This window comes from Sorangium sp. So ce302 (assembly GCF_051530145.1).
GTDB classification, from domain to species: domain Bacteria; phylum Myxococcota_A; class Polyangia; order Polyangiales; family Polyangiaceae; genus Sorangium; species Sorangium cellulosum_B.
Genome location: NZ_CP150326.1, coordinates 1,968,222 through 1,986,263, shown reverse-complemented (window position 1 = coordinate 1,986,263; position 18,042 = coordinate 1,968,222). Strand labels below are relative to the sequence as shown.

General features: G+C 70.6%; 12 protein-coding genes and 1 pseudogene. 3 read left to right on the top strand and 10 right to left on the bottom strand.

The window, feature by feature from the left end; genetic code table 11:
• Nucleotides 1-7: 7 nt before the first annotated feature.
• Entirely contained in the window at nucleotides 8-1,060 is a 1,053-nt protein-coding gene (locus WME73_RS07620; RefSeq protein WP_437744823.1) for an FG-GAP repeat domain-containing protein, read from the bottom strand.
• Between the two features lie 650 nt (nucleotides 1,061-1,710).
• Between WME73_RS07620 and WME73_RS07615 the strand changes: the two genes are divergently transcribed.
• A complete protein-coding gene (locus tag WME73_RS07615) occupies nucleotides 1,711-2,670 on the top strand; it encodes an NAD-dependent epimerase/dehydratase family protein (RefSeq protein WP_437744822.1) in 960 nt (319 codons plus the stop codon).
• 694 nt (nucleotides 2,671-3,364) lie between these two features.
• Here WME73_RS07615 and WME73_RS07610 read toward each other — a convergent pair.
• The 3 genes from WME73_RS07610 to WME73_RS07600 form a co-directional block, all read right to left on the bottom strand.
• A complete protein-coding gene (locus WME73_RS07610; RefSeq protein WP_437915255.1) occupies nucleotides 3,365-4,495 on the bottom strand; it encodes a hypothetical protein in 1,131 nt (376 codons plus the stop codon).
• Nucleotides 4,496-4,634: 139 nt separating this feature from the next.
• A complete protein-coding gene (locus WME73_RS07605) occupies nucleotides 4,635-5,804 on the bottom strand; it encodes a hypothetical protein (protein ID WP_437915254.1) in 1,170 nt (389 codons plus the stop codon).
• Nucleotides 5,801-7,051, bottom strand: coding sequence for an RNA polymerase sigma factor (locus WME73_RS07600; protein ID WP_437915253.1), 1,251 nt, complete (start codon nucleotides 7,049-7,051; stop codon nucleotides 5,801-5,803). The genes WME73_RS07605 and WME73_RS07600 overlap by 4 nt, the downstream gene beginning before the upstream one ends.
• 658 nt (nucleotides 7,052-7,709) lie before the next feature.
• On the opposite strand from WME73_RS07600, the gene WME73_RS07595 reads away from it, so the two are divergent.
• Nucleotides 7,710-7,910 (top strand): hypothetical protein, encoded by a 201-nt coding sequence (locus WME73_RS07595; RefSeq protein WP_437915252.1) that lies wholly within the window; start codon nucleotides 7,710-7,712, stop codon nucleotides 7,908-7,910.
• 625 nt (nucleotides 7,911-8,535) lie between these two features.
• Here the strand turns inward: WME73_RS07595 and WME73_RS07590 are convergent.
• The 6 genes from WME73_RS07590 to kdpF are packed head-to-tail and all read right to left on the bottom strand — an operon-like array spanning nucleotide 8,536 to nucleotide 16,615.
• Entirely contained in the window at nucleotides 8,536-9,240 is a 705-nt protein-coding gene (locus tag WME73_RS07590) for a response regulator (protein WP_437744815.1), read from the bottom strand.
• Nucleotides 9,241-9,256: 16 nt separating this feature from the next.
• On the bottom strand, nucleotides 9,257-11,989 hold the full coding sequence (locus WME73_RS07585; RefSeq protein ID WP_437915251.1) for a DUF4118 domain-containing protein: 2,733 nt from the start codon (nucleotides 11,987-11,989) through the stop codon (nucleotides 9,257-9,259).
• A 12-nt stretch (nucleotides 11,990-12,001) separates the two neighbouring features.
• Nucleotides 12,002-12,574, bottom strand: a complete 573-nt coding sequence (kdpC, locus tag WME73_RS07580; RefSeq protein WP_437744813.1) for a potassium-transporting ATPase subunit KdpC — start codon at nucleotides 12,572-12,574, stop codon at nucleotides 12,002-12,004.
• A gap of 20 nt (nucleotides 12,575-12,594) precedes the next feature.
• Nucleotides 12,595-14,787, bottom strand: a complete 2,193-nt coding sequence (gene kdpB / locus WME73_RS07575; protein WP_437744812.1) for a potassium-transporting ATPase subunit KdpB — start codon at nucleotides 14,785-14,787, stop codon at nucleotides 12,595-12,597.
• Nucleotides 14,784-16,526 carry a potassium-transporting ATPase subunit KdpA gene (gene kdpA, locus WME73_RS07570; RefSeq protein WP_437915250.1) on the bottom strand — a complete coding sequence of 581 codons (1,743 nt, stop codon included), beginning with the start codon at nucleotides 16,524-16,526 and terminating at the stop codon, nucleotides 14,784-14,786. Before kdpA ends, kdpB begins: the two co-directional genes overlap by 4 nt.
• The gene (gene kdpF / locus WME73_RS07565; protein ID WP_437744810.1) at nucleotides 16,523-16,615 is read right to left on the bottom strand and encodes a K(+)-transporting ATPase subunit F; all 93 of its coding nucleotides are present in this window, start codon (nucleotides 16,613-16,615) and stop codon (nucleotides 16,523-16,525) included. The genes kdpA and kdpF overlap by 4 nt, the downstream gene beginning before the upstream one ends.
• Before the next feature lie 340 nt (nucleotides 16,616-16,955).
• On the opposite strand from kdpF, the pseudogene WME73_RS07560 reads away from it, so the two are divergent.
• Nucleotides 16,956-18,036: pseudogene (locus WME73_RS07560) on the top strand (hypothetical protein).
• Nucleotides 18,037-18,042 lie beyond the last annotated feature (6 nt).

The window sequence follows — 18,042 nt, the reverse complement described above, 5'->3', positions numbered from 1 at the left end:
GGGTCGGTCAGCCGCCGGGGGGGCCCAGGATCACCGGCCCTGGCGAGAGGACGTGGGTGCCGTTCATCAACCACACCGCTACCTGGCTCGTCCCCGGGCGTTGCCACACGACATCCGACATCAGATCGGCGTTGACGTCACCGGCGGCGACCGCTGTCCAGCCGTCGCCGATCGGCCCGGGGATCACCGGCCCCGCGTCGAGGAGCTCGACGCCATTCATCAGCCAGATCGCCACGAGGCCCCTCTCCTCGTTGGTCCAGAGCACGTCCGACATGCCGTCAGCGTTGAAGTCGGCCGCCCAGAGGACGTCCCATCCCTCGCCGCTCGGCCCGGGGATCACCGGCCCCCGCCCGAGGACCTCCGTGTTGCTCATCAGCCACACCGTCATCAGGTTGTGCACCTGGTCGTTCCAGATCACATCCGCGATGCGATCGAAGTTGAAGTCGGGCGTGGGGCCGATATCCCAGTCGCCGCCCGGCCCCGGGATGAACGGGCCCGGCGCGAGCAGCTGGACGCCATCCAGCAGCCACACCGTCATGAGGTTCTGCTCCTCGCTGTAAAAGAGCACATCCGAGGCGAGGTTGCGGTTGAAGTCGTTCGGCCGGATCACCCAGCCTCCGCCGCGCGGCCCGGGGAGCATCGGGCCCTGCGCGAACGGCCGGCCTCCGTCCGTCAGCCAGATCGTTATCAGGTCCCGCTCATCGTGACGCCAGAGCACGTCCGCCAGGCCGTCGAGGTTGAAGTCGTGCCCTATGGCGATCCAGCCTCTGCCGGCCGGCCCACGGACGATCGGGCCCGGCGTGAGCAGCTGGACTCCGTCCATGAACCATACGGCCATGAGGCTGCGCTCGGCGTCGATCCAGAGCAAATCCTGCTTTCCGTCGAAATTGTAGTCGATCACCTCGATGACCCTCCACCCGTAGGTGCTGGCCCGCTGTTCTGCGACCCCGAGGGTGGGCGTCGCGGCCGCCGCGGATCCGCCCTCATCGGGCAGGTCGACGCCGGCCGCGCAGCCGAGCGCGGCGTGAATCGCAGCGGCGGCACACAGATACTTGGTCACGACCACAGGACTCGTCACGCTCGCCTCTCTTGCGCCGCGTGCGCGGCAAGGCCGCCGATCCTGGGGGGATGCGCGACCTCGCCCGTGGGCACGCCGCTCACGGGCCTCGTGGGACGGCAAGCGGCGGTCCATCCGAGGCCAGCGTTTGCGGGCGGCGCTCTCCGCCGCACTTCAATCCTATCGCAGCGGGCGCTCGGGCCCTCATGCGAGAGCGGTGGTCGCGGCCCTCGCTGGCTCCGTATCACATTCTTCTTCGAGCTCTCGAAGAATCGGAAAGAACGGTACAGAACCGGCTGCGCCTCAGAGCCGGAATTTGCGGCGTTCGCGACATAGCAAACCGTCCACGCAAGCCCGAGTGAGGATTCTGGGTGCCCTGGGCATCTCGTCGCTCGGTGGTGGCCGTTGCAGCCTGGCGAGCTGGGCGCCCGCGCCGGAGCGGGGGGAGTGTGCCTCCAGTGCTCGAGCTCTGCCACGGGTGCAAGCAGTACGTGCTGCCAGGCACGACGAGTTGCCCTCATTGCGGCGGTGACGTCGCCGTGCTGGACTCACGCTACGCAGCCAACCTCGCCGGCGCCCAAGCCGCAGCCGAGCGACTGCGGCGGCTCCTCGAGTCGGCCCACCGCACGCCCGCTCCCAAGCGCGAGTAGATCATGCATTTCGTCCTGATTGGCGGGACTCGATTCCTTGGCCCAGCGGTGCTGCGGCGCGCCATGGAGCAACAGCATAGAGTGACCGTGGCGCATCGTGGGACACACGAGATCCCCGACCTGCCCGAGGTGGAGCATCTGCACGGCACGCGGGCGGAGCTGCTCGCGCCCGGAGCAGCGATCGAGCGCGCGCGCCCGGATGTGCTCGTCGATACGTTCGCCGGCGGTGCTACGGCCGAAAAGGCGACGTCACTCGCGGACTGCGCGCGACGCGCAGGAGTGCGGAAGGTCGTCGCGGTGAGCTCGATCGACGTCTACCGCTACCTCGTCCAGGCGGGCATCGGGGACGGTTCAGGACAATCCCTGCTCCCAGATACGCCGCTCCCGCTCACCGAAGACGCGCCCACGCGAACGTCGCCGTATCCAGGAGCGCCGCCGAACCATGATAACGCGGCGATGGAGATGGCTCTCCGTGACAGCGCCGGCGATGTTACCGTGCTGCGGCCCGGAGCCATCTACGGGCCCAACGATCCTCGATCGCGGGCGTGGCCTTTGATCCGGAAGATCCGTTCGGGCATGCGCCGCCTGGAGCTGCCTGACCGCGGCGTCCAGGTATGTCATCAGGTCGCGCTCGATCGCGTGGCCCGGTCCGTCATTGCAGCCGTCGAGCGTGCGCCGCGGGGCTTTTGGGCCTGCAATGTCGTCGACCCTTATACGTGGACATACGCTGGCCTCGCGGCCGTGATCGGACGTATGTTCGACTGGGAATGGGAGCCGGCGGTGGTTCCCTTCGCGGCGGTCGACCACCCCTACAAGGTGTCGAGCCCGGTCCTGATCAGCGATTGCCGGCTGCGCGAAGTGCTCGGCGTGAATGAGCCCGATCCGCTGCAGGCGCTCGAAGAAGCGGTGCGCTGGCTGTGGGAGCACGGCCCCCCCGCAGACGCGACCTTTGCGGGCGACTGACACGAGGCATCTCGATGAATGCAACATTCCTCGACCTCCGATCCCTCCGTGCGCAGCTGCTTGCCTGGCACACGTCCGAGGAGCCGCTGGATGACCCAGCGATTGATCAGCTGCTCGATCTTCGCATAGAGAGCGTGGAAGCTGGCATTGTTCCGCTCAAACGAATCATTCAGTTTCCCGACGAATGCTCGACTTACGAGGGGGCGTCGTACGCCTCGATTCGACGCTTCTACCGGTGGGCCGCACCGCGACCAGGGGACGTCGTCTACGACCTTGGTGCGGGCTATGGCCGCGTCCTCTTTATGGCGGATTCATCTGCCAGGCCACGCTCCGGGGCGTTGAACTCATCGCCGCGCGCGTGGAGGAGGCGAACCGCGCCCTGGCGCGTCTCGACCTCGACGCCGTCGAGTTGCGGCTAGCATGCCGCTTTTGCGCTACGGCCTGCGGTTCTTCGTCACGAGAGGCGGCTGAGCTCCCCTCCCACGCACGAAGAGCCCGGATTCCTGGGGAGATCAGGCTCTACGGGCACCGCGAGCTCGGGACCGTGTCAATGTCGCCGTCCGCCTGGTCGAGGGAGCTCCTGACGCGCATGCAGTGCTCAGGCTGGGGCGAGGCGACCCGATCCAGATTGCGGAAGCGTCGCCGCCTGGAGAGCGCCGCCCCTCCTTATGCAGGCGTGATGCCGGTGCGAGCCCTATGCCTGGCAGCAGAACGTCGACGGCTCGGCCGGCAGCAGCTCGCCGAACGGCTCGCCGCCGCTCGGGGCGCAGCCGCCGGGATCCACGGCCACGACCTCCGCCGACTTGCTGCCGAGGGCGACGCCGGGCGGCGTGACCCCGCAGAACGGCGCCATGGAGCTGACGAGGTTCGATGCAACCTGCTCGACGCACGCGCCGTCGCTGTAGACGGAGGCCATGACGATGCACGACGCGCCCTCCGGCTCCCCGCAGCCGCACTCGGAGCAGCCGCGCGTGTCGTCGGCGCCGCCGTAGAAGACGTGCCTGTCCACGTACGGCGCCTCGCACGTCACGTCGCCCTCGTGGAAGATGCACGTCAGGAAGCCGCCGGGCGGCGGGACCCCGGGCTGGTCCGGCGAGGGCATGCAGGTGCTCCGGTCGCCCACGCACTCCGTGTAGGCGCCGGGCACGCAGGCGAGCGCCCGGGTCTGCCACGGGTCGAGGAGCGCCGGCGGCGGGGGCTCGTCGACCCTCGGCGTGCAGGCGGCGGTGACCAGCACGGCGGGCGCGTCGATCGAGATCGACTTCACACACGGCTGCCCGCCGCAGTCCTGGCCCGCGGGGATGGCGTTCTCGGCGGTGCAGGCGCCGTCCCAGCCGCCGGGCGCAGCGAAGGGGGTCGCGACGCTGCCGGGGTCGCCGGAACACGTCGTCGAGGTGTGCGCCGACCAGCCCAGCGGAAGCTGGCACAAGGCTGTCGCCGCGCCGGGCGGATCGCACAGGCAGGACGCGCAGGCGAGCGGCGCGGGCGCTAGATCGGCGAACCCCTCGTAGCCGATGTTCGGCGCGGCGGCGGGGCATGCGGGTACCTGGTCCCGCGGGCCGAACCAGAGGAGCGCCGGTCCGAACCAGCCGAGCGGCGCCGGTGGGACGCAATCGCCGGCGCAGGCGGTCTCGTCGCCGCCGCCGGCCCCGCCGTCGCTGCCACCCGCACCGCCCTCGCCGCCGGCCCCTCCGCCACCTTGCTCGGGCCACGGGCAGCCTGGATGGCCGTATTCCTGAGGCTGACAGGGACCGTGGATGATCGCGTCGCCGGAGCAGCCCACCAAGGAGAACAGTCCCACGAACAACCAGGAGAAGAGGCGCATGCCGGAGAAGCTACCTGACGGGACTTCACGCTGACAACGGAGATTCATGACGACACAGGCGATTGCATGCCACATTGCGGATCTCTTCTAAAAATTGTCATGTTGGATGCGGAAGGTCCCCGGCGTCATTCGAGCTCGTTCAATACATTGCCGTGATACCGAATCCGAGCGCAGCGCCGACCGGGGGTGACGACCAGGTGAGGGGTGAAGGCGGTTCACTTCCATCTTTCTGGCGTCGAAGAACCGCGTCCGCGACGATCCAGACGGCTTCGGCGTAAGCGTGCGCGGACCACCTGTCCGACAAGGGCCACGCGCCGCCGAACCGCGGGCCGACGCCGAGCATCGGCTGGCCGGGTGAGCTGATGGTCCACGGCGCCCGAGGGACGAACCGGACCACGCCGATGGAGGCGACCCCGCAACCGAACAGGGTTTGGCCGCGACGACAGGCCAGTGCAGCCGCCGTGAATGCCCTGGTGCGGACGGGTACCGCTTCCACCTCCTGCGCCAGGGACACGAGCCCGCGTCCCTCCACCGCCATCGACCAGTCGTGCCGGCGAACACCGAAGGAGAGCGTCATCCCGACCGCGGCTCCCGGCGTGATCCCCAGGCCCAGGGTCGCCCCGAGCCCCGCTTCGAGCCGCAGCCGCTCCGACGGAGCCGGCGCCGTCTCCGGCCGAGACGACGCCTGCGACGGCTCGGCCGGCCGAGGTGGCTCCGGCGCGGCACGCTGCGCTTGCGGGGGCGACGCCGCGGGCGGCGAGGAGGGCTCCGGCGGCGAGGGCTCGGGCGGCGGCGAGGAGGGCTCGGGCGGCGGGGATGCCGGCTCCGGCGCGCTCACGACGCGCGCCACGATCGCCAGGGCCACGCCGGAGAGCAGCTCCTCGCAGCCGCTCCGGGTGCCGAACCCGTCAGCCCACCGGGTATCGCCCGCGCCGTCGCGCAGCGCCAGCAAGGCGGTGAGCTCCGGCCCCTCCTGCGCGATGCGGACCGTGAGCACCTGCGGCGCGTCGTCCTGGAACGGGTCGGCGCCGAGCCGGCGCGCCACCTCCGCGCGCAGGAACGCGTCGCCGGGGCAGCTCTCGGTGCCCGGGCCTCGCACGACCTCGATCCGCATCGCCGCGCGTGGCGCGTCCGGCGCGGCGCGGGCGTCCCCGGCGCCGAGCAGGACGGTGGCCGCCGCCACGGCGAAGCGCGCCGAGCGCCCCGTGCGCGCCGAGCGCCCCGCGCCCCGGAGCGGTCCGGTGGCGCAGAGGCCGCGGGCCGGTCGCGCGCCGAGCCCCGCTCTCGGTCTCGCCCTGGACCGGCTCATCGCGCCGGCTCTCTTGCTGGCGCGCCCGGCGCCGGATGGGCGAGGCGCGCCCGGGCCGCCGTGCGAAGCTGCTCTCGCACGGACTTCAGCCGGCCTGCGGGGAACCGCGCCTCGTGCGCGGCGAGCTGCCGGAGCGCCCCGGCGGGATCGCCCGTGGAGAGGCGCTCTTGCGCCGCCGCGAGCAGCCGGCGCTCCTCCACGAAGGCGTCCTCCCGCGCGCCCGCCGGCGGCGCCGCCCGCGGCGCGGCCGGGCACGGGCGCGCGGGCGCGTCGGCCGCCGGCGCCGCCGGCCGCGGTTCCGGGGTTTGCTGCGATGGCTGTGGCGGGGGTGCTGCAAGGCCGGCGCCGGTCGCGGGGAGCTCATAGGCCAGCGCCGCGTCGAAGCGGCGAGCCCAGAGGGGCCGCGGCGGGGCGAGGGCGAGCAGCACGGCCGCGGTCCCGGCGCCGCCCGCCGCAGCGGCGCCGAGGGTGCGGCCGAGCCGGGCGAGCCACGATCGCAGGCCCGGGCCGGCAGGCGCGTGCGGCACGCCGGCCGGCGGTGCGGCGGCGCTCGCGCCGTCGTCGCGCACAAGGAAGTCGGACGCCAGGGGAAACACGAGCCAGCAGGCGCGCAGCGCCTGTCGCCGCTCCGGGCGCAGCCGCTTGACGGCGGCACGGTAGTCCTCGCGGGCAAGGCGCAGCCGGTTGCTGGCGGTGTTGTAGTTGAGGCCGAGCTCGCGCGCGATGTCGACGAGCGGCACCTCGTAGGCCTCGTGAAGGACCAGGAGGACCCGCCGTTCGGGCGCGATCGTCGAGAGCACCTCCCTCGCGACCTCCAGCCGCTCTTGCTCCGCGATGCGCTCCTCGCTGAGCGGCGCGGGATCGATGGCCTGGTAGCGCGACGCCGGACGCAGGCCGTCCGGCACCTCGCGGCGGCGGTAGGCGCGGTCCAGGTGGTGGCTGACCTTCCGCCACGCGATCCCGAACACCCAGCGGGCCTCGGGGCTGCTGTGCTGGCGCCGGCCCTCCCGGCGCAGCGGATCGCCGGCGGCCCCGGCCTCGCGCTCCGGCGGGGACCAGGCGGGGTCGAACCGATCCAGGCTCTCGTACGCGGCGAGCAGGACCTCTTGCAAGACGTCGTCGATGTCGGGCTCGGCGACCCCCAGGAGGCGAAGCGCCCGGGGGAGAGTTTCAACCGCGGCAGCATGAACGGAATTCCATGTGTGGTCGCGGGAGGAGCCTTCGGAGGGGAAAAGAAGTGTGCTCATATTCTGAAATTGCGCGGAGCTTTCCGGGGCTGTTTGTAAAACGCGCCTCCCGGTGCGCGGGGTTGGAGGCCACGCCCGCCCGCGGTGGGAGGCGCCCCGGTCCGCCGCGGTCGTCCCTGGCTAGCTCCGCTGCCCTCGGCGCACCGGCTGCGGTCGCCCCTGCCTGGCTCGGCGGTGATATCCGGAACCACATCGGCGCCACCCGCGTTCCGGACACTCGCGCGGCGCATCCCGGACACCCCACTCCACTGAGTGGACTTTGCAGCGCGAACGACCGCTAGGTGCCGTACCGCGCGAAGCGGGTCGCGTGCTTCAGCGCCATGATTCCGCCCACATCAGCACGCGATGCCCTGTGCGACCTGCGGCTACCGCTGAGCTCCCCTGGCTCCAGGTGGAGCGAGCGGTCGAACAGGGGGGTCTATGCGTGGCGCGAAGCTCATCGGTATCGCCATTGTCGTCTTGTCCGCGAGCTGTGTTGCGAGCACGACCGAGGAGGAGGCCGAAGTGGCAGACTCGGACATCGCTGCGTTCGGGGCTGCGATGGGAGAGCCACGGTCCGATGCCAAGGGGACTGCCTGCTGCTGACCCACGCGAGTCAGCGGGCAAAGGAGGCATTCTGCCGATCACAGTGGAAGCTGGATCCGGTGAGAAAGAGGGCTTGCTGGGAGCCGGCGGGGAGCCCGGCGACCTGGGGCTGTACCGGCCGATCGACTCGCCGTTCGGGCTCTGGTTCCAGCGCCTCGCGGAGCGGGCTTTCGATCTCGCGGTCGACGTCGTTGGCCGGGTCATCGTGGAGGCCAGCCAACAGCATCCGAAGGTCCGCAAGCAGGTGAAGCGAGCGCGCGCACGGCGCGAATGAGCGCTGTGCGCTCACGCCGTGGCATCACAGCTGGTGCTGCGCTGTCCGTCGGCGCTCTGCGGCCATCGCACAGAAGAGCCGTCAAACAGGCTGCAATCGCGCATGCGGGCCAGAGCGACAAGCGGGCTGAAAGGTGCCTAAATTCAATGGGTTGCGAGGCCCGACCGATCTGCCGGGAAACAAGCTCCAAGGGCCAGGAATACGGGAGAGAGACGAACCGCAAGGGGCGCAAGGGACCAGAGACGAGATATTTTCTTGCCTTCCCCTTGCGCCCCTTGCGCCCCTTGCGGTTTCTCTTGCCTTCTGTTGATTTCATCGGGACTCCAACGTGATCGGTGCCCTAGCTCTACTGCGGGAAGTTGCCCCGGATCAGCAGAAAAAACCGCCAACCCGCCAAGGACGCCAAGGGGAGAGGGGCATAGGCGTTAACCAAGATCGTTCGGTCACGTTCAGGGCACGAACCCCGCCCCCATCGGTCACCAACGTGAACGTTTACGTGATCGTGGTCGTGGACGTTCACGGCCTATCGTTGACGACCACGACCACGACCACGTAAACGTTCGGATGTAGGAGGACGCTGCGGGAAGCGTGGTTAACCCCTATGCCCCTTCATGCCAGGATCGACTCAAGGGCTCTTGAGCCGGTAGCCCACGCCTGGCTCCGTGATCAGGATCGACGGGCGCGCCGGATCGCGCTCCAGCTTGTGCCGGAGCTGCGCCATGTAGACGCGCAGGTAATGCGTCTGGCCCGCATACGCAGGCCCCCACACCTCGCCGAGGAGCTGGCGATGGGTGAGGACCTTGCCTGCATGTCGGATCAGCGTCGTGAGCAGCTTGTACTCGATGGGCGTCAGGTGGATCTCCTCGCCCGCCCGCAGCACGACCCGGCGCGCGAGATCGACCTCGACGTCATGGACCGCGAAGCAATGGCCCTCCGCCGCCGCCCCGCGCGCCGCGCTGGCGGCGTGGCGCAGGGCCACGCGCAGCCGCGCCAGGAGCTCACCGGCGCTGAAGGGCTTGGTCAGGTAATCGTCGGCGCCGCCGTCCAGCGCGTCGATCTTGTCCTGCTCCTGACCGCGGGCCGACAGCACGATGATGGGGACGGCGCTCCACTCCCGGAGCCGCCGGGTCACCTCCAGGCCGTCCATGTCCGGGAGCCCCAGATCGAGGAGCACGAGATCCGGATTGCGCGTCGTCGCCTGGGCGATCCCGTCGCTGCCCGTCTCCGCCTCCACGAGCCGGTAGCCGCGGGCCGCCAGCATCGCGCGGAGGAACCGGCGCATCTGCGGCTCGTCCTCGATCAGCAGCACGAGGGGGGACGCGTCCGACATTCGCCCAGCCACGTTATCAAGCGCCCGCCGCCGCCGGCAGCTCCGGGCTCGCGAGGTTCGGCGGGCGGCCCTCGATGGGCAGCGTCACGCGGAAGGTCGCGCCCCCGTGAGGCCGGTTCTCCGCCGCGATCCGCCCGCCGTGCGCGGTCACGATGCCACGGCAGATCGTGAGGCCGAGGCCGATGCCCCGCTGCGTGTGGCCACGCCCCCGGTAGAACTTCTCGAAGAGGGTCTCCTCCTCGCCGGGCGGGAGGCCCGGACCGCGATCCTTGATCTCCAGCGTGGCCACGTTCCCCTCGGTGAACCCCCGGATCCCGATCGGGCTGCCGGCGGGCGAGTACTTGAGCGCATTCTCGAGCAGGTTGATGAGCACCTGCTCGATCAGCACACCATCCATCGGGACGAGATCCATCGCACGGTCGAGCTCGATCGAGACCTCCCGGCCTTGAAGGTGCTCCTCGACCCGGTTCAGCGCAGCCCCGACGACCTCCTCCAGCGGCAGCCACTCCTTCTTGACCGCGAGCGCCCCGGACTCGAGCCGCGTCATGTCCAGCAGGTTGCGCACGAGGCGCTCGAGCCGCTGCGCCTCCTCCAGCACCGTCTGCGTCAGATCGCGGCGAGCGGCCGGGTCGAGCGCCGCCCCGTCGTTGCCGTCATCGAGCAGCGCCCCCGCCGCGCCGGTGATGGTGGCGAGCGGCGTGCGCAGATCGTGCGAGACGGAGCTCAGGAGGGCGTTGCGGAGCTCCTCCGCCTGCGCCTTCAGCCGGGCGCGCTGGGCCTGCCTCGCGAGCAGGGCGCGCTCCAGCGCGAGCGCCGTCTGCGTGGCGAAGGCGCCGAGCAGCTCGCGCCGGCTCAGGTCGAGGAACGGCCACGGTCGGCTCGCGCGGACGCTGAGGACGCCGATCGGCCCGGAGGAGCCCTGGAGCGGCAGGTGCATCGCGCCCGCGCTCGGGAGGGTGTCGGTGCCAGCGCCCGCGGCCTTGCCGCGCGCATACGCCCACTCCGCGACCGCCCGCTCCTGCTCCCCCGCGACCAGATCCTCGGCCGTGCCCGCCCGGACGGCGAGGCGGCCGTCGGCGCCGGGCAGGAGGACGACGGCGTCGGCCTCGAAGACCTCGCGCACATGGCGCGCGGCAGCCAGGCTGAGCTTGTCGATCCCGCGCAGGGCGGCCAGCTCCCGGCTCATCGCGTAGAGCGCCGCGGTGCGCTGCTCGCGCTCGCTGGCGCTCTCGGCCTGGCCGCGGATGCGCGCGGTGAGGCTGGCGATGACGAGGCCCACGCCCAGCATGATGGCGAACGTGAGGAGGTAGCGGAGGTCGCTGACCGCGAAGGTCAGGTACGGCCTTACGAAGAAGAAATCGAAGGCGGCGACGCCGAGCACCGACGCGAGCACCGAGGGCCCGGCGCCGAAGCGGCTCGCGACGAAGACGACCCCGAGCAGGTACACCATGATCAGGTTCGCCAGGTCGGAGAACGGGTGCATGAGCCACGAGACCAGCGTGCAGATCACCGCCGCGCACGCGCCCCAGGCGTAGGCCAGCGGCCGGAGCCCGCGCCGCTCCGGCGGCCCGGGCTCCGGCTTCGCCGCCTCCGCCACCCCCTGGATGACGTGGACGTCGATGTCGCCGCTCTGCCGCACGAGATCGTCGAGCAGCGAGCCGTAGATGAGATCCTTCCAGCGGGGGTGGGTCGGCTTGCCGACGACGATCTTGCTGACGTTGTGCTGCCTGGCGTACCGCAGCACCACCCCGGCGACCTCCGCGCCGTGGAGCTGGACCGCGGTGGCGCCGAGGCGCTCGGCGAGCGCGAGGTTCCGGTCGACCCGCTCGCGATCGGCCTCGGACAGCCGCGCCTGGGCCGGCGTCTGCACATAGACCGCGTGCCACTCCGCCTTCAGGCCGCCGGCCATCCGCCGCGTCGCCCGGATGAGCCGCGCCGACATGGGGCTCGGGCCGACGCAGACGACGATCCGCTCGGCGACGGCCCACGTCTTCTGGATCCCGTGGGCGCGCATGTAGCCGCGCATCTGATCGTCGACGCGCTCGGCGGTGCGCCGCAGGGCGAGCTCGCGCAGGGCGATGAGGTTGCCCTTGCGGAAGAAGTTCGTCGCCGCGCGCTCGATCTGCTCCGAGAGGTAGACCTTGCCCTCGCGCAGCCGCTCGAGGAGGTCGTCCGGGGGAAGGTCGATGAGCTCGAGCTCGTCGGCGCGCTCGATCATCGAGTCGGGCACCGTCTCCCGGACCACGACGCCGGTCACCTGCGCCACCACGTCGTTCAGGCTCTCGATGTGCTGGACGTTGAGGGTGGTGTGGACGTCGATCCCGGCGTCGAGCAGGTCCATGACGTCCTGCCAGCGCTTCGGGTGCCTGAGCCCCGGCGCGTTCGTGTGCGCGAGCTCGTCGACGACGAGGAGCTTCGGCCGGCGCTTCAGCGCGGCCTCGAGGTCGAAATCGCGCAGCGTCCTGCCGCGGTGCTCGACCTCGATCGCCGGCAGGCGCGGCAGCGGCGGGGGCTCGTCGAGGAGCGCCTCCGTCTCGGCGCGGCCGTGCGTCTCGACCCAGCCGACGACGACGTCGACCGCTTCCTCGCGGAGCGACCGCGCCGCCTCCAGCATCGCGTACGTCTTGCCGACGCCGGGCGCGGCGCCGAAGAAGATCTTGAGCTTGCCCTTCTTCCCGCGCTCCTCCTCCTCTCGGGCCACGGCGAGCAGCGCCTCGGGATCCGGCCGATCGTCGCTTGCGTCCACCACCTCGCGCTCTCCTCAGCGGGCGCCGTCGAGGGCGAGGTTCAGGAGGAGCACGTTCACGTGGGGCTCGCCGAGGAGCCCGAGCAGGCGCCCCTCCGTGTACCGCGCGACGAGGCGGCGCACGTCGTCCTCTGCCAGGTTCCGCGCGCGCGCCACGCGCCGCACCTGGTACTCCGCCGCCGCGGGGCTGATGTGCGGATCGAGGCCGCTGCCGGAGGCGGTCACCAGGTCGACCGGCACCGGCGCGGTGGCCTCGGGATCCGCGGCGCGGAGCGCCTCGATCCTGGCCTCGACCGCCTCGGTCAGGGCAGGGTTCGTGGGCCCGAGGTTGCTCCCGGCAGAGGCCTGCCCCGCGTAGGGGACAGGGCTCGTCGCCGAGGGGCGGCCCCAGAAGTAGCGCGGGTCGTGGAACGGCTGGCCGAGCAGGCTCGATCCGACCACGCGGCCGCCCTGGAGCACGAGGCTGCCGTTCGCCTGATGGGGGAACGCGGCCTGCGCGATGGCGGTCGAGAGCAGCGGGTAGGCGAACCCCGTGAGGCCGGTGAGGACGAGGAGGAGGACGAGGGCGGGTCGCAGGTGCGCGAGCATGGTGTTCTTTCCTTGGGACCTCAGACGAGGCCGAGGGCGGACAGGAGCAGATCGATCCCTTTGATCCCCACGAACGGCACGACGAGCCCGCCGAGGCCGTAGACGAGCAGGTTCCTGCGGAGCATCCGCTCCGCGCCGACGGACCGGTAGCGGATGCCCCGGAGCGCGAGCGGGATGAGCGCGACGATGACGAGCGCGTTGAAGATCACCGCGGAGAGCACGGCGCTCCGCGGCGTGGCGAGCCCCATCACGTTGAGCCGCCCGAGCGCAGGGTACGTCGAGACGAAGGCCGCCGGGATGATGGCGAAGTACTTCGCGACGTCGTTCGCCAGGCTGAAGGTCGTGAGCGCGCCCCGCGTCATCAGGAGCTGCTTGCCGATCTCGACGATCTCGATGAGCTTGGTCGGGTTCGAGTCGAGGTCGACCATGTTCCCGGCCTCCTTCGCTGCCTGCGTGCCGGTGTTCATGGCGACCGCGACGTCCGCCTGCGCCAGCGCGGGGGCGTCGTTCGTCCCGTCGCCGGTCATGGCGACGAGCCGACCGCCCGCCTGGTAATCGCGGATCATCTTCAGCTTCGCCTCGGGCGTGGCCTGCGCCAGGAAGTCGTCGACGCCGGCCTCGGCGGCGATGGCCGCGGCGGTGAGCGGGTTGTCGCCCGTGATCATCACCGTCTTGATCCCCATGCGCCGGAGATCGCCGAAGCGCTCGTGGATGCCGCCCTTCACGATGTCCTTGAGGTGGATGACGCCCAGCACCTCGCCGCCCTCGGCGACCACGAGCGGCGTGCCGCCCTTCCGGGCGATGGCCTCCGTCACCGCGCGCACCGCGGCCGGGACCGCGCCGCCCTTCTCCTTGACGTAGGCCTCGATCGCGTCGAAGGCGCCCTTCCGGATCTCGCGCGCGCCGCTGTCGACGCCGCTCATCCGGGTCTGCGCGGTGAAGGGGACGAAGCGGGCGCCGAGGGTCGAGAGATCGCGCTCGCGCAGGCCGTACTTCTCCTTCGCGAGCACGACGACGCTGCGCCCTTCGGGGGTCTCGTCGGCGAGCGACGCGAGCTGCGCGGCGTCGGCGAGCGCCCTGGCCTCGACCCCGTCCGTCGGGATGAGCTCCGTCGCCTGCCGGTTGCCGAGCGTGATCGTGCCGGTCTTGTCGAGCAGCAGCACGTCCACGTCGCCGGCGGCCTCGACGGCGCGGCCCGACATGGCGATGACGTTCGCCTGGATCATGCGGTCCATCCCGGCGATGCCGATCGCCGAGAGCAGCCCGCCGATCGTCGTCGGGATCAGGCACACGAGCAGCGCCGTGAGCACGGTGATGCTGATCGGGGTCCCCTGCCCTGCTGCCCGGACGCCGAAGACCGAGTACGGCAGCAGCGTCACGGTCGCGAGGAGGAACACGATGGTGAGCGCGGCGAGCAGGATGTCGAGCGCGATCTCGTTCGGCGTCTTCTTCCGCTTCGCCCCTTCGACCATCGAGATCATCCGGTCGAGGAACGCCTCGCCGGGGTTGGCGGAGATGCGGAGGATGAGCCAGTCGGACAGGACGCGCGTCCCGCCCGTGACGGCGCTCCGGTCGCCGCCGCTCTCCCGCACCACCGGGGCGCTCTCGCCGGTGACGGCGCTCTCGTCGACCGACGCGACGCCGACGACGATATCGCCGTCGCCGGGGATGATCGCGCCCGCCTCCACGAGCACGAGGTCTCCCTTCCGGAGGCTCGACGCGGACACGGCGACCCGCTCCGCGTCGCGCTCCGGGCGGGCGAGCTTCACGGCCTCGACGTCGCGCCGCGCCTTGCGGAGCGTGTCGGCCTGCGCCTTGCCGCGCCCCTCGGCCACGGCCTCCGCGAAGTTCGCGAAGAGCACGGTGAACCAGAGCCAGAGGGAGATGGCGAGGATGAACCCCGGCGGCTCCTCGCCCTCCCCGACGAGCGCGTGCACGAACAGGGCCGTGGTGAGCGCGCTCCCGGCGAGGACCACGAACATCACCGGGTTGCGCACCTGGTGGCGCGGGTCGAGCTTGCGGAACGCCGCGACGATCGCCGGCTTGACGATCGCCGGGTCGAAGAGCGGCCTCGCCGCGGTCTTCTTCCCCTCCACGTCGCGGGACGGGTGGCGCGGCCTCGGCGGCGGCGACAGCTCGGGGGGCGGGGGCGCGGGGGCGCCGGGCTTGGCCCTGGCGATCGCCTGTCCGGAGGTGTGAAGGTTCATGGTCATCGCGTCATCTCCAGGTGCTCGACGACCGGGCCCAGCGCGAGCGCGGGGACGAACGTGAGCGCTCCGACGAGCAGCACGGTGCCCGTCAGGAGCCCGACGAACAGCGGCGTGTGCGTGGGCAGCGTGCCCGGGCCGGCCGGCACGAGCTTCTTCCTCGCGAGCGAGCCCGCCAGCGCGAGCACGGGGACGATCACCGCGTAGCGGCCGACGAGCATCGCGACGCCGATGGCGGTGTTGTAGAAGGGGCTGTTCGCGCCGAGGCCGCCGAAGGCGCTGCCGTTGTTGTTCGCGCCGGACGAGAACGCATAGAGCACCTCGCTGAACCCGTGCGGCCCCGGGTTGAAGACGCCCTTCTGCCCTCCCTCGGTCATCACGGCGATCGCGGTGCCGACGAGGACCGTGATCGCCGGAAAGAGCACGACAAGGGACGCCATCTTCATCTCGAACGCCTCGATCTTCTTGCCGAGGTATTCCGGTGTGCGGCCGACCATCAGGCCGGCGACGAAGACGGCGATGACGACGAACATCAGCATGCCGTAGAGGCCCGAGCCGACCCCGCCGAAGACCACCTCGCCGAGCTGTATGAGCCAGAGGGGTACGAGCCCGCCGAGGGGCGTGAAGGAGTCGTGCATCGCGTTGACGGAGCCGTTCGATGCCGCCGTGGTGGCGGTCGCCCAGAGGGCGGAGCTCGTGATGCCGAAGCGCGCCTCCTTCCCTTCCATGTTGCCGCCGGCCTGGAGCGCGCTCGCCGCCTGATCGACGCCCAGGGCGGAGAGCGCAGGGTTGCCCGCCTGCTCCGAGGCGACGCATACGACGAGGAGGACAGCGAAGATGGCCGTCATCGCGGCGAGGACGGCCCAGCCCTGCCGCCTGTCGCCGACCATCCGGCCGAACGTGTGGCACAGCGCGGCGGGGATGAGCAGGATCGCGAGCATCTCGAGGAAGTTCGAGAGGGCCGTGGGGTTCTCGAACGGGTGCGCCGAGTTCACGCTGAAGAACCCGCCGCCGTTGGTCCCGAGCTGCTTGATCGCGATCTGCGAGGCCGCTGGCCCCATCGGGATCACCTGCTCGACGACCGCGCCGCCGCCCTGGTCCTTGACGGCCTGGAGCAGCGACGCGCTCTGGTACCCGCCGAAGCCCTGCACGACCCCCTGGGACACGAGGAGGACGGTGAACACGAGCGAGAGCGGCAGGAGGATGTAAAGGGTGCTCCGGACGAGATCGAGCCAGAAGCTCCCGACGGTGTCCGCCGTCTTCCGCGTGATCCCGCGGATCAGCGCGACGAGCACGGCCATACCGGTCGCGGCGGACACGAAGTTCTGCACCCCGAGCCCGGCCATCTGCGTCAGGTAGCTGAGCGTCGACTCGCCGCCGTACGCCTGCCAGTTCGTGTTGGAGGCGAAGCTCGCTGCGGTGTTGAACGCGAGATCGGGCGGGACGGCCGCCATGCCCTCGGGGTTCAGCGGCAGGACGCCCTGGAGCCGCTGGAGGGCATAGAGGACGAGGAGCCCGGCCAGGTTGAACGCGAGCACCGCGAAGGCGTAGTCCTTCCAGCGCATCTCCTGATCGGGGCGCACGCCCGCGGCGCGGTAGACGAGCCGCTCGAGCGGCCCGAGGACGCTGGCCATGAGGCCGCGCTCGCCCTGGTAGACCCGCGCCATGTACGTGCCGAGCGGGACGGAGAGGCCGATGAGGACGGCGAGGTAGAGCGCTGGTTGAAGCGCGCCGCTGGCGGTCATGACAGGCGCTCCGGCTCGAGGAGGGCGAAGATCAGGTAAAACAGGAGCCCCAGGGCGAGTGTGCCCGAGATCCAGGTGAACGCGGTCATGGCGCTCAGACCCTTTCACAGAGCTGGATGAGCCCTGCAAACAGCAAGAAACAGGTGACTGTCAGTCCCAGGTAGACCATGTCCATGGCGACCTCATCGGGGGCCATCGGACGCCGCAGACCCCGCGGCGCCCGCGCCGACCGAGCGGGACAGAACGTAGTCCCGCGCGGGTCAAGGGACCGTCAAACCGAGGGGGCCCCTCGTCAAGAAAGTATCAAGACGGCGGGATCCGGCCGCTCGGCCTTCCCCCGCGCCTGCGAGCGGGTTGACGATCTCTTGACGGTGCCCGACCGCCTCTTGACGGCTCCTTGACGCCGGCGGGCCTAGCTTTGCGCCCGTCATGCAGAACAGGCCACCACTCTTCGTCATCCCCACGTACCGGCTGCGCGACGTGGGCGAGACCATCCACCTTTACGACGAGCACTTCTGGCGCAATGGACATGCGATCGCGATGATCGTCTTCGACGACTCGAACATCCACAACCAGCAGAAGTACTACTCGCTGCTCGAGGAGACCGCGACCTACAACGACCTCTACTACGTCGGCCCGCGCGAGAAGGAGGCGTTCATCGCATACCTGAACCAGAGGCTCCGTGACCGCAAGCTCGAGCCGCTCGTCAGGAACCTGTTCCGGCCGAGCTACGGCGGGAACCGCAACTACACCCTGATGTACACGCTGGGCAGCCGCATGCTGAGCGCCGACGACGACATGCGCCCCTACGCGCTGGTCGAGGACAGCCCGGAGTCCCTGGAGAAGGATGAGATCTGCCGGGGCAAGCTCATCAGGGCGAACGGCGGCGGCTTCACCCGGAAATCGTTCGATATCCTGGCTGCGTTCCTCGACGTGCTGGGCAAGCGCGTCACGGACGTCCCGTCGAACCACGTGCGCGGAGAGCTGCTCCGCGACAGCGCCATGGACCTCGAGACCAACCGTGGCCGCCGCCCACGTCGACGCCGCCCAGACGCACGTCAAGAACAACTACATGCGGAGCCCGCTCGCCGCCGAGGTGTTCAACGAGGAGGTGTCGAACCTCCTCAAGCTGAAGATCAAGTCGACCCTCTCGAAGATCGAGGACCTCAGCATCGGCTTCGACTACGGCGGCGAGGTGACCGCGGAGGACTGCGACCGGATCCTCGGGCGGATCACCGCGCTACATGCGCGGGTGCTGCGCGCGGCAGCCACGACGGTGAACCACGAGCGCGCCGACGCCCTGCGCACCTTCGCCGTGACCCTCGAGAAGACCTTTTACGGCTTCGAGCCCGATTTCTTTCAGCAGAACCTCGTGCGCATCGTCGACGACGTGATCAGCCAGTTCAAGGGCTCGCTCGAGCTGTGGCCGACGCTCGTCGAGATCTGCTACCTCCAGAAGAGCCGCGCCGGACTGCCGCAGTCGCGCGTCCAGAACGAGCGGCGGCATTGACCCGCG